Here is a 13453-nt window from a genome sequence, read left to right on the forward strand (position 1 = left end):
CGGATTGGGCTTGCGGGTTGGAGACCGGCGGCACGGCGCTTGACTTGGCGGTTGGGGCCGTGCCGCCGGGCGGCGCTACCGGCCGAGCGCGGCGGCGAGCATCTCGCGGTGCGCGGGGAACACCTCGGCGCCGAAGCTGGTCAGGCAGTGCACGAGAGTGCGGTAGTCATGCGCAGGCAGCCACGCGGCGCAGGCCGCGTCGTCGGCGCCGCGCACGTGCGGGAAGTCGATCGGTTCCGGGTAGGTACCGAGGTCGGTGCGGGATAGGACGGTGACCATCCACGCCTCGTCGCTGGCGCGCGGGTCCGGCACGTAACGCGGCGCTGAGGTACGCCAGCGCTCGGCCGGCACCTCCAAGCCGGTTTCCTCGGCCAGCTCACGGACAGCGGCGTCAACGGGGGTCTCGCCGGGCTCGACGAACCCGCCGGGCAGCGCCCAGCCGTGACCGTCGACGCGTTCCACCATGAGCAGCCACCGGCCACCCGCGCTGTCGGTGGCGGTCACCATGGCGTCGGCGGCCAGGGCCTCGCCCCAATGGCCGAGTTCGTTACGGCCGTGCCGGATGCCGGTGTTCTCGCACGGGTTGACCGGCCGCCCGTCGACCACCTCGAACGCGATCGCGGCGGCGGCTTGCCGAGTAGTCCAGTCGAGGCGGGTCGGGTCGGTTTCCGGGTCGGCCCAGCCATCGCGCACTCCGACGGTGAGGACGTCGGGATGGGTGTAGGTGCGGCTCATCGACTGGTCTCCGTCCGGGTCGAGGGGCGGTGCATGAGGTGAGCGAGGGCGGCGCCCATGCCGAGCACGGCAACCGGGATGCACGACACAGCGGCAGTGATCGGCCACGGCGCCGAGCTCCATCCGGCGGCGGCCATCAGGTGGTAGGCGATCTGACCGAGCGCGCCCAGAGCGAGGGAGCCGAGGGCGGACCACTTGGCGAACTCGCGGGCGTCACCTCGGGCGCGGCCGGACAGCCACACGAATAGCGCGAACGCGGCGTAGGTCTCTACACCGATCGGCAACGTGATCGCCGTGTCCAGTTGGAAGGTGGAGATGCCGGGCAGCAGCGTGACCTTGCCGAAGCCGGTGAGGCGGCCCATCTCGACCCAGCCACCCCAGATCGCAACGAACGCGGGCAGGCACAGGATCAGCACCGGCCAGGTGACCGGCCGACCCGCCGGCCGTTCGTCGGACGGCGACTGAGGCGACGTCAACGGTTTCGAGGTGGCCTCCGGCTTGGCATCCTCGCTTGCGGGCGGCAGGACCGGAGCCGTGTCGTCCGGGACCTCGCCGTCGTCGGGGTCGGCGGGTGGGGTGGGCGCTAGGTGCAGGGGCGGGGCTTCGGCGAGGCTGCCCCGGCTCACCAGGTGCAGGTGCATGTCGCTGCGGAACTTGTCCTGCTCGGCAAGCCGGTCCAGGGCCTCGCGCAACGCCTTAGCCTTGTCCGCGCCGACGCGGAAGGTCTTCATCAGCTTGTTGCGCGAGGGCACCTCGCCGAGCTGTCGCGTCAACTCGACCGCGCGCGGCAGTAGGTCATCGACGTTCGGCGGGTAGGCGCTGCGCGCCGTCGTCGTGGCCTTCATCGTCCGGCCCCGGCATCGATGGCAGTGTCGAAGCGCTGGAAGGTCAGCAGCGTGACCTTGGTCAGGTCGCTGGTCTCGATCAGGTAGTCCTGGACCTTGCGGATGACGGCGCCGGAGGTGATCGGCTCGGGCAGGTTCAGGTCCTGCCATCCGAAGACCTGACCGGCGTGGTTCATGCCGGTGAAGCTGACGAAGTAGCGGTACGGGCGCGGGCTGGTCGCGGTGTTCATGCGGTGGGTTCTCCTTGGCAGATAAGGCATTCGCCGGTCGAGCGGGGGATGTAGTAGGGCCGCAGGCGGCGGCAGGTCGGGCAGGTGCGCCGGGCTCGCAGGGCCTTGTCCAGGGCGGCGAGCACGGCCGGGGACGCGGTGCGCTTCGGTCGCGCCCGGTCGAGGCGGTACAGGTAGGCGGCGCGGATGCCACCGACGCCGCGCCACAGGATCTGCGCGGCGATCGGTTGACGCCCGGGGCACAAGCCCCGTGCGCGAAGCTGTCGGCGGGTGGCGTAGCCGGCCGGGGCGCCCTGCCACCAGAAGGTGGGCAGGCCGTACCGGGCGCCGTCCGGATCGAAGAACGCGGCCCGGACCCGGCCCATCAGGCCACCAGGGCCGGGAGCGGGCGCCGCGTGCGGCCGGCGACGTAGGCGAACGTTTCGCGGATCACGCGAGCCTCAGCGCGGCGCAGCCGCCGCCAGTCCAGGCCGGTGGGGACACCGCGGTCGTCGGCGACGAACATGGCGATCTCCGCAGCCAGCCACTCCAGCTCGGCAGCGATCAGCGACTCCTCGGCCTCGATCGCGGCCAGCTCAGCGGCGGCCGGTTCGTCGGTGTGGGGCGATTCGGTCCTCACGAATTTCCTCCGGGTGACGGGTCGGCGCGGCAACCAACGACGCGGCCACAGCCACGCCGACCAGCGGATTCAAGGGAAGAGATGCACGGACCTGAGCCGTGCGCGGCGACCTTTTCAGTGGGAGGTGCGGCCCGATCCAGTTGTCAGAGGACAAGCGCACGGCGGGACGGTCACGAACGGCGTAGCCGAAGCCACCTCCGTCGTGCTGGAGCCCGACCGGCTGTGATGCGAGCAACCTAACAACTGATAGGTTAGCGAGTCAACTGGTATGGCACGTCCGGCTTGTGGCCTGGTGTTGGGCCGCTGAGGCGAGCCTCTCAACTGTTAGGCCCTGATAGCCTGTGACGGTCAGGCTTCCCCGGAGCACGAGACAAGGACGCGCCGCGATGACCTCAGCTGAGCCACGGCTCTCACGCGCTGAAGCGCTGCATATTCAGGTCGCTCGGCACATTCGCAACGACATCGAGGCAGGCATTCTCAGGGATGGCGAGACACTAAAGTCCACTCGGGAACTGGCCGCGCAGTGGGGCGTTAGCGTCTTTACGATTACCGAAGCAATGAAGATTCTCGCTGCCGAAGGACTAGTGGAGAACGTCTCCCGCTCCAAACGCGTGGTCCGCGCTCCGGAGCAACAGCGGCAACGCTTGGAGACGATTACTCGCAATCCGCACGTCATCCTTATCGGCGGGTATGCAGGAAGCGGAAAGACGGAGTTGGGCCGAATCCTGGCGCGTCAGACTGGATGGCCGATGCTAGACAAGGACACGCTAACGAGGCCAGTCCTTGAGGCGGCGCTTGAGATGCTCGGGCTGTCTCCGCACGATCGAGAATCCGAGACTTACTTGAACTTCATGCGGCCTCGTGAGTACGAAGCTCTTATGTCCGCCGCAAACGAAAACGTAGCTTGCGGAAACAGTGCCATTGTGACAGCTCCGTTCCTCCGGGAGTTCAAAGATCGAGCGTGGCTCGATAGGACTGAGGCATCGTTTGCCGCTCTCACCGCTAAAGTTTCACTGGTCTGGGTCTATTGCGATGCAAAATCGATGCACGGGTATATCCGCCACCGGGGGGCAGCTCGAGACGGCCACAAGCTAGACGACTGGAAGGGATACCTAAGCAGCATTGACCTTGATTTCCGTCCACCGCTCCCGCACCACGTAGTCAACAATTGCACCTCTAGCGCCCCGCTACAGAAACAGGCCAACGACCTGTTGGAGGCCATTGCAGAGGCTGAGTCTGCGTGACCAGTGGCGTACTCCTGTACGGCCCTCCGGCCGCCGGCAAGGACACGGTTACGAGAGCCCTCGTGAGACTGGACGGAAGGTACCGGCAGTTCAGAAGGCTAAAACTAGGCGCCGGGCGCACAGATGGCTACCGGATGACTAACTCCCAGGAGATCGAGCGTCTTAGGCAGGCAGGCGATCTTATTTGGGAGAACCGACGCTATAACTCCGCCTACTTTGTTGATCGCGACTTCTTGTTCCGAGAGCTAGCTCAGGGCTGGCCCGTCATTCACCTCGGGCAGCCCCTTGCCATATCCGCAATAAAACGATCGTTCTCGAAGAGTAATTGGCTTGTGGTGTACCTTTGGTGCCCACGAGACGTTGCGGAACGGCGCGCTATCGAGCGCGGAACCGGCGATGTGGCAGAACGCATGGCAGCATGGGACGCAACAGAATCGCTCACCGAAGGCCTGAAAATCAATACATCGAGAAGCTCGCCGATCGAGGCTGCAGTACAAATAGATGCGGCTTTCCGCCGGATGTTGACACCGACCTGAGGGACTCACACGCCCAAGACGGGCCAAAGGATGCACCCTAAGGACAAGTGCGAAACTATTCTGTCCTACTGTGTGGTTGAGTCGCCGCCAATGGGGCGCACTCTTCTATCGAGGGGCGGGGAACCGACGCAGCAATTCGTAAGGCACCCGGGGTGCGCAACGCTGAGCAAGCCTACTCCACCAGGCGAGGTATTTCAGCGGCTTTACGGTCAGGATGCCTTGAGACGGCCAACAGCCTGCCGTACAGCATCTTTGATCTACCGGAATCGGTTCGCCTCAGCAATTCCATAGCGATAAGGTGACTGCTTGATTTTCGCCGAATCAAGTATGCCATCGCCCCGTATACCGCGTCCTCGTCTTCAAGGGTGACAACTTCACGCGCCATTTCCTCGGCCGCTTCCATCTGGGCGAGCTGCTCCATAGACCACATGATCGCACCGAGCCACTCCGCGGTTCCTTGCGGCTGAGGATCTACGTTCTCAAGGAAGTCGGCAAGCGACTGCACCGCTGGTAATGGTATCTGGCTTAGGTAGGCCGCATTGGCTAGAATGTCATTTGCTGCTCGCTGTTGACCAATAGCTTGAGAAATCAACACGACGGAACCAACCGATACAGCTATAAAAATCCACCACTTGCTGTTGATCGGCGCCACGGCCGCTAAAACCAGCAATGGGGGGACGATGGCAAGGCGTAATTCCGACTCTGCCTTCGCTCTATCGAAGTCTTGGTAAAGAGTTGGCGCCGTCACGGCCAACTGAGGACCGCTGTAGCGCGTTTGGCTTATCGCATGAGATAACGGGTACAACATCGCAGCTTCGCCGGGGACCTTAGCTTTTCCGAGCACAGATGCCACCGTATCCGCGATTAAGCTTCGAGCTGTCGCGCTGAATGATTCGCATGATAGATACAACCTGCGAAGAGACCTATAGAAGCGTCGAAGGGATGTCGGTCGACGCATGAGGCCATCAGGCCGAAATTCACCACCTATCGCGTTCAGACCTTTCATCAAACTTCTACCAGCTAGGCGCAGGACGGCGCCTGTCACAGTATTTGCGACGGCACCGACAAGGAATGCTCCTGCAACAAGGGCGGCAATGACAAGGTAGGCGGGAAGGGTCTTCAGGGTCTTCCCGAGGGCATCGGTATGCTCGTTCTTGACGATGAGGCTGCCCGGATTCTCGCCAAACTGAATGAATAGCACCCCTAGCCAGAGAAGGCCGGCCGCCATCGGGGCGCGCAGATCACGTATGCCGGGCAACAGAGACGCTAAGAATCCCACTCAGCCATCATATGGCGCAGGCGTCCAGCCGAACGTAGCCGCCACACCACTTAGGTGCCTCTACGTCAGTCACTCGCGATCCCTTCCCTTTGCGGGTCTGCAACCGCCACGTGAGAGTCTTACTGTTGTAGGAAATTCCTTGGCCATCCGTAGGCCACCAGGTCGCCGTGACATCCACGATCACCTCAGCGTGGCCGTCCGCTACCGCACGGACGGCAAGAGATCTAAAGCCCAGTAGCTACCTCTGGCCCAGAACGATGGCTCGAAGCTCGTCGACGGTTAGCCACGACTTCGAGCGATGGATCATTCTGTGGCAGTTGGAGCACAGCAGAGCGAGGTCTTGCAGACTGGTCGTCGTTGGCCCTGTCACGTGCAGCGGTGTTCGGTGGTGGCACTCGATGTAGTCGGCACCGTGTGGCCCGTAGGTCTTGCCGAAGTCGAAGCCGCAGACCTCACATGCAATGGCTAAGCCGGCCTTCTTCACCTGCGCAAGCTTGGCTCTCCGGATCTTGGGGTCGCGTTCCCGGCGAAGATGTTGACGCAGCAGGACGCCACCCTCATCAGCGGTGGCGTCTTCTACGTCGGCGTCTGGCAAGGCTTTCCCTGGTTCCTCGGCCCACAGTGCGGCCCGGATGGCCCTGGCGAGGGCATGCATGTCCGCCGGGCTGTCAAGGAAGTCGCGGAGGACTTCACCGTCGATGCGGTTGCCGTTGGTGGCGCGTCCCGCGTAGGCAGGGTGAGAGGTAGCGATGTCCGCCATCTTGCGATGAATGCTGGAGGGCGTCCGGAAGTCGGGGCCGCGCTGGTCCGGTGGATAGATGGAGTGGCTCTGGAGGAGCCTGGACAGCTCGATGACTTCCGGGTGGGTGCGATCGAGCGGACGCCACCCGTTGGGCTCGATGAGTGCAGAGGCGAGAATGATCTCGTCCCGGGTCCAGTCCTGCCTGGGTATGTAGCGGACTGTGAACCCGAGTGCTTCGAGCCGAGGGACCACGGTCTTCTCACCGCCGCTGAAGTCGGCCGGTGCAAGCGCCACCCCGGTGCTCAGCCGGTGTGCGCGGCCAACGATGGCCTTGGAGTCGTAGAGCTGGCCGGCGTGCTGGAGGTAGTAGAGGCGGGAGCGAGAGAAGCCGGTCGCGCGGAGGAACTCCTCGCGCCCGAGTCGATCGAACTCGGCGATGGCGGCCTGCACGGCGGGTGCGGTGATGTCGGCGAGCGTCACGGGCTGACCCTAGGGCAGGGGTACGACATCGCGTGGTGGTCTCAGTTCTGGTCTCGTTCGCCGCGGCTCGCCGACGTTCGCTGCGGTCCGAACATCAGAGAAACACCAGGTCACGCACGGTGGCGACCGCTCGCGGACGGTGGCTCGCAGACCTCGAAAGCGTGTGAGGGTTTACGCCCTCCAAGGGTTCAAATCCCTTCACCACCGCCACGGGAAACGCCCGGCAGATCCAGCTGCCGGGCGTTTCGCTTTTGACGAGTACGGGCACACCGGCGTCCCGTGGCGCACGGCCCGGCTCCTGCCGTCCCGGCCCGGTCGCGCCGCCGCCGGGCTTATCCGCGCTGCTCGCCGGCCGGCTGCCACTTGCGCATCCAGGGCGAGTCCGGCCAGCCCTCTGCCGCGGCCATGATCGGGTACGCCGTGCCACCGTCGATGCCCTCGCGGATGATGTCGGCGTGGCCGGCGTGCCGGGCCGTCTCCTGGATCAGGTGCAGCAGCACCCAGCGCACCGACCAGTTGTCCAGGTCCTTCGGATTCCACGGCACCGAGTGGTCGACAGGTACGTCCTGGCCCAGGTCCGGGATCTCCGCGATCGTCTTCTCGGTCCGCGCCGCGACCCGGTCGTAGTAGGCGAACACGTCCTCGATGGTCTCGCCGTCCGCGAGCCGGAAGTTGTCCTCGTACGCCTGGTAGTCGACCGGGCGCGCCTCGCGGAGCACGGTGGAGATCCAGCCCTCCTCGGTGGACGCGCAGTGCTTGATCAGGCCGCCGATGGTCAGCGAGCTCGCCGTCGAGGCGGTGCGGAGCTGATCGGGGGTGAGTCCGTAGGCGGTGAGCCGCAGCACGTACCGCATCTGGGCGAGGTAGGCGAGCAGACCCTCGCGCTCGTTGCCGATGGCGCCGACCTGACCGGGCATGACGTTCTCCTGTCCTCGGTTTCCCTTACCAGGAGAAGCCTAGGAACTATTGCGGTCAGTTCCCGGCCGCAATCCCGCGACTTTCCGGCCGACCCGGGTGACCCACCCTCCCGCGCGCCCCAGGCTCAGCAGGGCTTCCCGATCCGGTTCGATCTCCACCGGTACGCCTTCCGCGGCCGGCCATCCGCGTCTCAGCTCCCCGGGCCGGCGCAGCAGCGGGGTCAGCGCGCCGACCGGCTCCGGCTCGGCGAGACGGGCGGCATAGGCGTGCAGGTCCTCGACGACACCGGGCAGCACCCGCCGGACCGCCGCCGCGTTGCCGCCGCACATGGCGGCGACGAGCTCGGCGCGGGTCGCCGCCACCCGGGTACCGTCCCGGAACGAGCCGGCGGCGAGGGCGGCGGCGAGCGGGTGCCCGTCGATCAGGTTGGCGAGGGCCGCGGCGAGCAGGTGCGGGACGTGGCTGATCCGGGCGACGGCCTCGTCGTGCTCGTCCGCGCCGGCCGGTACGACCCGGGCACCGATCGAGGTGTAGAGCGCGGCGAGGCTCAGCCAGTCGTCGAGCGGGGTCTCCGGGTCGAGGCAGAGCACCCAGGCGCAGCCGTCGAACAGGTTCGGATCGGAGGCGAGGAAGCTCGACTCCTCCTTGCCGGCCATGGGGTGCCCGCCGACGTATCTGCGGCCCGCGAGCAGGTCGCGGACCGGGCCCTTGACCGAGGTGACGTCGGTGATCAGACCGGGGAAGCCGTCGAGCGCGCCCACCACGCCCGGCAGCGCGGGCAGCGGTACCGCGAGCACGACGACGTCGGCGCCCGCGACGGCGGCGGGAATGTCGCCCGCCACGTGCCAGGCAGGCTGCGCGCTCGAACCCGAACCCGAACCCGCAGCCGCACCCGCATCCGCGACCTCGCCCGGCGGGGCGGCCGGGTCCCTCGCGCCCTGGCCCGGCGGGGTGGCCGGGTCCCTCGCACCCTGGCCCGGCGGGGTGGCCGGGTCGGTCGCGGCCTGGCCCGGCGGGGTGGCTCGGGCCAGGGCGGCCGCGGCCTGGCGGGTGGTGGCGCCGATGTCGTAGCCCGTCACCCGGTGGCCGTGGGCGGCGAGGGCCCGCAGCAGCGACCCGCCGATGAGTCCGAGGCCGATGATCGCGACGTTCACGCCGGTGACTGTCGCACACGGCCGGACATCATCCGTACGGCCGTGTGGGTTTTAGTCCGTTTCGTCACTAGATAACCCGCATCAACGCCGTTACGGTCGAGAAGTGACGTACAGGGGCAAACTTCGCAAGCAGATCATGGTCGTGGGGACGGTGATCGGCGCGGTCGTCGCGGCGCTGGCCACCCCCGCACAGGCGGCGCCCTCGGAGTCCTCGGATTCCGTGCCGGGCTTCAACGGGACAGTGCTCGCCGTGGCGTACTCCGGAAGCACGATCTTCCTCGGCGGCACCTTCACGTCCGCCCTGGTGAACGGCAAGACGGTCGCGCGGAACCGGCTCGCCGCGGTCAACGCGTACACCGGGGAACTGCTGCCCTGGGCGCCGTCCGCCGACGGCCGGGTGAAGGCGCTCGCGGTGAGCGGATCGTCCGTCTACGTCGGTGGCGACTTCCTCTACGTCAGCGGGCAGAAGCGGGACAGCCTCGCCCGGATCGACGTCACCACCGGCGCCGTCTCCAGCACGTTCAAGCACGCGATCGAGGGCCGGCCGTACGCGCTGGCCGCCGCGAACGGCCGCCTCTACGTCGGCGGGACGCTCACCAAGGTCAACGGCCTGACCCGTACCAGGCTCGCCGCCTTCGACCTCTCCAGCGGCGTCCTCGACAGCGCCTGGAAGCCTACGACCGACGACCAGGTCGAGGCGCTCGCCACCGCCGGCGGCCGGGTGTACGTCGGCGGCAAGTTCCACCAGGTCAACGGCACGTCGGGGTACGACCGCCTGGTGGCGCTCGACCCGTACTCGGCCGCGATCGTCACCGGGTTCAAGCCGAGGCCGGCCGTCATCGTCTTCGCCGTCACCGCCACCTCCGACGGCGTCTACACGGCGCACGGAGGCCAGGGCGGTACGGCAGCGGCGTACACGCTCACCGGCACCAAGCGCTGGAGCGCGACCTTCGACGGCGACGCGCAGGCCGTGACCACGCTCGGCGACACGGTGTACGTGGGCGGCCACTTCGACCACGCCTGCCGCACGGCCCGCACCGGAGACCAGGGCGTCTGCCTCGACGGCGCGGACGACCGGGTCAAGCTCGCCGGCCTGGCGATGAACGACGGCCACCTGCGCGACTGGACGGCCAACATGAACGGCATCGAAGGGGTGCTGACCCTGGCAAGCAACCCGAGCCTCGGCGCGATCGCCGCCGGCGGCGCGTTCACGACGATCAACGGAGTGACGCAGAAGCGGTTCGCGCAGTTCAGCTAGGCCCCGACCGGCGCGCCGTCACCGCGGCCCGCCAGCGCACGAGCCGGCTTCTCCACCGCACGAGCAAGGCTGCATCCCCGGCTTCACACCGCACAGCAAGGCCGCATCCCCGGGCGAGGATGCGGCCTTGCGCGTGCGCCGGTCAGCCCTTGCAGCGGTGGGTCTTCCGCCACGACTCGACCTCGGCCACCGGGCTCTTGCCGCCGCCCTTGCGCCACGAGGTCAGGTAGGGCGCCGGCCAGACGACACCGCGCCGGACATCCCAGTCGCCCACCTCCGCGCACGGCGGCGAGATGCCGTAGTGCAGGTGGCAGACGTTGTTCGCGTTGCCGGTACGGCCCACCTTGCCGAGCTGCTGGCCGGCCCGTACCCGCACGCCCGGCTCGATGCCGGACTGCACCTTGCTCAGGTGCGAGCCGTAGTAGCGCACACCGTCGTCGCCGAGGATCGACACGAAGAGGCCGCCGTTGAGGGGACCGTCCGGCCGGCCCTTCACGTACGCGTCCTTCAGGCTGATCTCGAGCACCACACCGCTGGTCGTGGCGACGAACGGCTCCCCGCAGTCGGCGAAGAGGTCGGTCGCCGGATACCCCGAGTGCGTCGGGTGGTAGTCGACGTTCGACGCCTGCACGGGGAACACATACTTCACGTTCACCGGCGCTTTGCCCTTTGCCGCGGCCGGCGGCTTGCTGGTCGCGGCGGCGGGCGACGTGCTCGCCGCGGCGGACGGAGTCGCGGACGGTGGCGGGGCGGAGGCCGGCGCGGGCACGGACGCCGGCGCCGTCGAGGGCTCCAGGAACTGCGGCGTCGCGGTCGCCGACGGTCCGTCCGCCGGCGCGCCGCAGGCGGCGAGCGAGAGTGCGGCGAAGGTCAGGACCGAGAGGGTACGCGGGGAAAGCACCGCGCCATCCTGGCAGAGATCTTCCTGCCCCGCAGGTCGGCCGCCGGTGGTTAGGGTTGACCGGGGAACCCTCGACGCCGGGAGGATGGCATGGCCGAGCACCGCGGAGGCTGGGACGACATGCCCCGGCCCGCCGGATGGCTGCCGTCGCCCGGCGAGGAGATCGAGCCCGGCGCACACGAGCCGCCGCGGCACGAGCGGCCGCCGCACGAGCCGCCGGCGCCGCACGTACCGCCCCCGCACGTGCCGCAGGCCGCACAGGGGCACCCGGCCGCGCACATGTCACCCGCCTCGCCCCTGCTGGCCGCCGCGCACCCCGCCTCCGGCCCGCAGCTGGCACCTGGCCGAGACTTGGCACCCGGCCACCACTTGGCGCCCGAGCCCCACATGCCGCCTAACCCGCACACGCCGCCCGGCTCGCACATGCCCCCCGGCTCCTACACGCCGCCCGGCTCGCACATGCCCCCCGGCTCGCACATGCCGCCCGGCTCGCACATGCCGCCCGGCTCGCACATGCCGCCCGGCTCGCACATGCCGCCCGGCTCGCACATGCCGCCCGGCTCGCACATGCCGCCCGGCCCCTACATGGCGCCCGGCTCGCACATGGCCCCGCACGCGGCGTTCGGGCCGCACGTGGTGGCCGGCCCGCATCTGCAACCCGGGCAGCAGATGTTTCCCGGCATGATGACGCGGCCCGTGTACCGGGAGCCGCACCCGATCCGCACCGGCCCGCTGCTGGCCGGGCTCGGCGCCACATCGGTGTGGTTCGCCCTCTTCGGCGCCATCGGCCGGGATCTGCTCGGCTACGCCTGGTGGACCATCGCCGCGGCGGTCTCCGCGTGGCTGGTGACGCTCCTCCTGGGCGCCCGCGGTGACCGTGCCGTGGCGGTGGGCATAGCGCTGGCGAGCGGCCTCGGTCTATCGATAGCCACCGGTTTCGTCGGTGCGAGGTGGATCACCACCGAAGACTGGCCTCTATGGTGAATGTCCAGCTCTGCGGCGATGTGTCATCGACGATCAGTACGCTCCCGGTAGCGCAGCGCACTCGGCCTTGACGAACGCCGGACGGCTCGGCAGTCTCGGCCTCATGGCCCACGTACCGCAGCGACTCGACCCTGATCGTCGCCGTCGCAGGCTCGAGCTCCTCGCCGCTCTGGCCAACGCGAAGACGGCCCGCGAGTCCGCCCAGCCCCAGCGCCTCCGCGGCGCCCGCATCCGCGAACTGATCGCAAGCCGCCGCCGCCTGGTCAACTGACCTCCCCACGCCGGCCCCGCCGCCAGGCTCACTGAGCCACCGCCCACCCGCCCCCGCCGCCAGGCCGACACAGCCACCGCCCACCGGCCCCCGCACCTGGCTCACTGGGCCACCGCCCGCCGGCCGGCCACCTGTGGCCAACCGAGCCCACGGACCCTGAGACCCGACCATGGCGAGCCACAAAGCCCCTGGTCAGAGCCCTTGGCCAGCGGCTCGCCGACTCCGCCTAGAGCTTCTCGCCGCGGTCGAGACGCACCACCCGGCGATCCGTGACCACGGCCGTGACCAGGTCGTTCGGCGTGATGTCGAAGGCCGGGTTGACCGCCGCGGAGAACGGTGTCACCTCCGCCGCTCCCCGGTCCTCGATCTCCACCGCGGCCCCGTCCGGCGTGTCCATGTCGACGGTCGACTCCGGGGCCACCACCACGAACGGCACCCCGGCCCGCCGGGCACCGAGCGCATGCGCGTACGTGCCGACCTTGTTGACGACGTCACCGTTGGCGCAGATCCGGTCGGCGCCGAGGATGACCACGTCCGCTTCGCCGCGGGCCAGCAGGAACGGGCCCGCCGAGTCGACCGCGACCCGGAAGCCGATCCCGGCGCGCTCCAGCTCCCAGGCGGTCAACCGGGCGCCCTGCAGCAGCGGCCGGGTCTCGCTGGCGATGACCCCGGCCAGGGCACCCCGCCGCTGCAGCTCGAACACCACCGCCAGCGCCGTGCCACCGACGACCGCGGCGAGGGCGCCGGTGTTGCAGTGGGTCAGCACCCGGGGCCGCTCCCCGCAGAGCTCCTGCACCAGATCGGCGCCGAGCGCGGCCATGGCCGCCGAGGCCGCGACCTCCTCGTCCCGTACGGCGCAGGCCTCGGCGAGCACCGCCTCGGCCCCGTCGCCGAGCCGGGCGGCGGCCCGGCGCGCCCCGCGAGCGAGGTTCACTGCGGTGGGCCGGGCAACCTCCACCGCTCGTACGGCGCGAGCCAGCCCCTCGGCGTCCCCGGCGAACTCCCGCGCAGCAAGGGCCACGCCGAACGCACCGGCCACCCCGAGCGCGGGAGCACCCCGCACGGCGAGCGACCGGATCGCCGCGATCAGCTCGGCGACGGCGGTGACCCGCAGCACCTTGAGCTCGCCGGGCAGGGCGGTCTGGTCGATGAGCTCGACGGCCCCGTCGACCCAGTCAATGGTCCGCATGCGCCGCAGCCTAACCGCACCGAAGAACCGGCCGGACAAACCGCAGGCCGCTCGCGTGACAGAGCGGG

At 68.7% G+C, this 13453-nt stretch carries 16 protein-coding genes; 5 read left to right on the top strand and 11 right to left on the bottom strand.

What is annotated here, in order from left to right; all coding sequences use genetic code 11:
• Positions 1-75: 75 nt before the first annotated feature.
• From IEY99_RS05340 to IEY99_RS05360, 5 genes are read right to left on the bottom strand one after another with little or no spacing between them, the layout of a single operon-like run.
• Positions 76-735 carry an NUDIX domain-containing protein gene (locus IEY99_RS05340; protein ID WP_189199784.1) on the bottom strand — a complete coding sequence of 220 codons (660 nt, stop codon included), beginning with the start codon at positions 733-735 and terminating at the stop codon, positions 76-78.
• Entirely contained in the window at positions 732-1580 is an 849-nt protein-coding gene (locus IEY99_RS05345) for an ABC transporter permease (RefSeq protein WP_189199786.1), read from the bottom strand. The genes IEY99_RS05340 and IEY99_RS05345 overlap by 4 nt, the downstream gene beginning before the upstream one ends.
• Positions 1577-1810, bottom strand: coding sequence for a hypothetical protein (locus tag IEY99_RS05350; RefSeq protein WP_189199788.1), 234 nt, complete (start codon positions 1808-1810; stop codon positions 1577-1579). Before IEY99_RS05350 ends, IEY99_RS05345 begins: the two co-directional genes overlap by 4 nt.
• Positions 1807-2175 (bottom strand): RRQRL motif-containing zinc-binding protein, encoded by a 369-nt coding sequence (locus IEY99_RS05355; RefSeq protein WP_189199790.1) that lies wholly within the window; start codon positions 2173-2175, stop codon positions 1807-1809. Before IEY99_RS05355 ends, IEY99_RS05350 begins: the two co-directional genes overlap by 4 nt.
• On the bottom strand, positions 2175-2462 hold the full coding sequence (locus IEY99_RS05360) for a DUF6284 family protein (RefSeq protein WP_268245091.1): 288 nt from the start codon (positions 2460-2462) through the stop codon (positions 2175-2177). The genes IEY99_RS05355 and IEY99_RS05360 overlap by 1 nt, the downstream gene beginning before the upstream one ends.
• A gap of 353 nt (positions 2463-2815) precedes the next feature.
• On the opposite strand from IEY99_RS05360, the gene IEY99_RS05365 reads away from it, so the two are divergent.
• Complete coding sequence (locus IEY99_RS05365) at positions 2816-3673, top strand: GntR family transcriptional regulator (RefSeq protein WP_189199793.1); 858 nt, start codon at positions 2816-2818, stop codon at positions 3671-3673.
• Between the two features lie 134 nt (positions 3674-3807).
• Positions 3808-4209 (top strand): P-loop NTPase family protein, encoded by a 402-nt coding sequence (locus IEY99_RS05370; protein WP_229798132.1) that lies wholly within the window; start codon positions 3808-3810, stop codon positions 4207-4209.
• A gap of 172 nt (positions 4210-4381) precedes the next feature.
• Here the strand turns inward: IEY99_RS05370 and IEY99_RS05375 are convergent, their stop codons facing one another.
• The 4 genes from IEY99_RS05375 to IEY99_RS05390 all read right to left on the bottom strand — a co-directional run bounded on the left by IEY99_RS05375 (position 4382) and on the right by IEY99_RS05390 (position 8782).
• The gene (locus IEY99_RS05375; RefSeq protein WP_189199797.1) at positions 4382-5488 is read right to left on the bottom strand and encodes a hypothetical protein; all 1107 of its coding nucleotides are present in this window, start codon (positions 5486-5488) and stop codon (positions 4382-4384) included.
• Between the two features lie 238 nt (positions 5489-5726).
• Complete coding sequence (locus IEY99_RS05380; protein ID WP_189199799.1) at positions 5727-6710, bottom strand: HNH endonuclease; 984 nt, start codon at positions 6708-6710, stop codon at positions 5727-5729.
• Positions 6711-7042: 332 nt separating this feature from the next.
• Positions 7043-7627 carry a DinB family protein gene (locus IEY99_RS05385; protein ID WP_189199801.1) on the bottom strand — a complete coding sequence of 195 codons (585 nt, stop codon included), beginning with the start codon at positions 7625-7627 and terminating at the stop codon, positions 7043-7045.
• Between the two features lie 39 nt (positions 7628-7666).
• Complete coding sequence (locus IEY99_RS05390) at positions 7667-8782, bottom strand: prephenate dehydrogenase/arogenate dehydrogenase family protein (RefSeq protein ID WP_229798134.1); 1116 nt, start codon at positions 8780-8782, stop codon at positions 7667-7669.
• A 103-nt stretch (positions 8783-8885) separates the two neighbouring features.
• Between IEY99_RS05390 and IEY99_RS05400 the strand changes: the two genes are divergently transcribed.
• Positions 8886-10040: an NHL repeat-containing protein gene (locus IEY99_RS05400; RefSeq protein WP_229798136.1), complete on the top strand. Its 1155-nt coding sequence runs from the start codon at positions 8886-8888 to the stop codon at positions 10038-10040.
• Between the two features lie 142 nt (positions 10041-10182).
• Here IEY99_RS05400 and IEY99_RS05405 read toward each other — a convergent pair whose 3' ends face one another.
• Positions 10183-10941, bottom strand: coding sequence for a M23 family metallopeptidase (locus IEY99_RS05405; protein WP_189199803.1), 759 nt, complete (start codon positions 10939-10941; stop codon positions 10183-10185).
• A 90-nt stretch (positions 10942-11031) separates the two neighbouring features.
• Between IEY99_RS05405 and IEY99_RS33995 the strand changes: the two genes are divergently transcribed.
• Positions 11032-11925: a hypothetical protein gene (locus IEY99_RS33995; protein ID WP_229798138.1), complete on the top strand. Its 894-nt coding sequence runs from the start codon at positions 11032-11034 to the stop codon at positions 11923-11925.
• 103 nt (positions 11926-12028) lie between these two features.
• Positions 12029-12196 (top strand): hypothetical protein, encoded by a 168-nt coding sequence (locus IEY99_RS05415; protein WP_189199805.1) that lies wholly within the window; start codon positions 12029-12031, stop codon positions 12194-12196.
• Positions 12197-12422: 226 nt separating this feature from the next.
• On the opposite strand, the gene mtnA is transcribed toward IEY99_RS05415, so the two are convergent.
• On the bottom strand, positions 12423-13385 hold the full coding sequence (mtnA, locus tag IEY99_RS05420) for an S-methyl-5-thioribose-1-phosphate isomerase (protein ID WP_189199807.1): 963 nt from the start codon (positions 13383-13385) through the stop codon (positions 12423-12425).
• Between the last annotated feature and the right edge of the window lie 68 nt (positions 13386-13453).

The organism is Couchioplanes azureus, assembly GCF_014648355.1.
GTDB lineage: Bacteria > Actinomycetota > Actinomycetes > Mycobacteriales > Micromonosporaceae > Actinoplanes > Actinoplanes azureus.

Coding starts and splice junctions, on each gene's coding strand:
- IEY99_RS05340 (WP_189199784.1), bottom strand. CDS start 735: ATGAGCCGCACCTACACCCATCCCGACGTCCTCACCGTCGGAGTGCGC.
- IEY99_RS05345 (WP_189199786.1), bottom strand. CDS start 1,580: ATGAAGGCCACGACGACGGCGCGCAGCGCCTACCCGCCGAACGTCGAT.
- IEY99_RS05350 (WP_189199788.1), bottom strand. CDS start 1,810: ATGAACACCGCGACCAGCCCGCGCCCGTACCGCTACTTCGTCAGCTTC.
- IEY99_RS05355 (WP_189199790.1), bottom strand. CDS start 2,175: ATGGGCCGGGTCCGGGCCGCGTTCTTCGATCCGGACGGCGCCCGGTAC.
- IEY99_RS05365 (WP_189199793.1), top strand. CDS start 2,816: ATGACCTCAGCTGAGCCACGGCTCTCACGCGCTGAAGCGCTGCATATT.
- IEY99_RS05370 (WP_229798132.1), top strand. CDS start 3,808: ATGACTAACTCCCAGGAGATCGAGCGTCTTAGGCAGGCAGGCGATCTT.
- IEY99_RS05385 (WP_189199801.1), bottom strand. CDS start 7,627: ATGCCCGGTCAGGTCGGCGCCATCGGCAACGAGCGCGAGGGTCTGCTC.
- IEY99_RS33995 (WP_229798138.1), top strand. CDS start 11,032: ATGGCCGAGCACCGCGGAGGCTGGGACGACATGCCCCGGCCCGCCGGA.
- IEY99_RS05415 (WP_189199805.1), top strand. CDS start 12,029: ATGGCCCACGTACCGCAGCGACTCGACCCTGATCGTCGCCGTCGCAGG.
- mtnA (WP_189199807.1), bottom strand. CDS start 13,385: ATGCGGACCATTGACTGGGTCGACGGGGCCGTCGAGCTCATCGACCAG.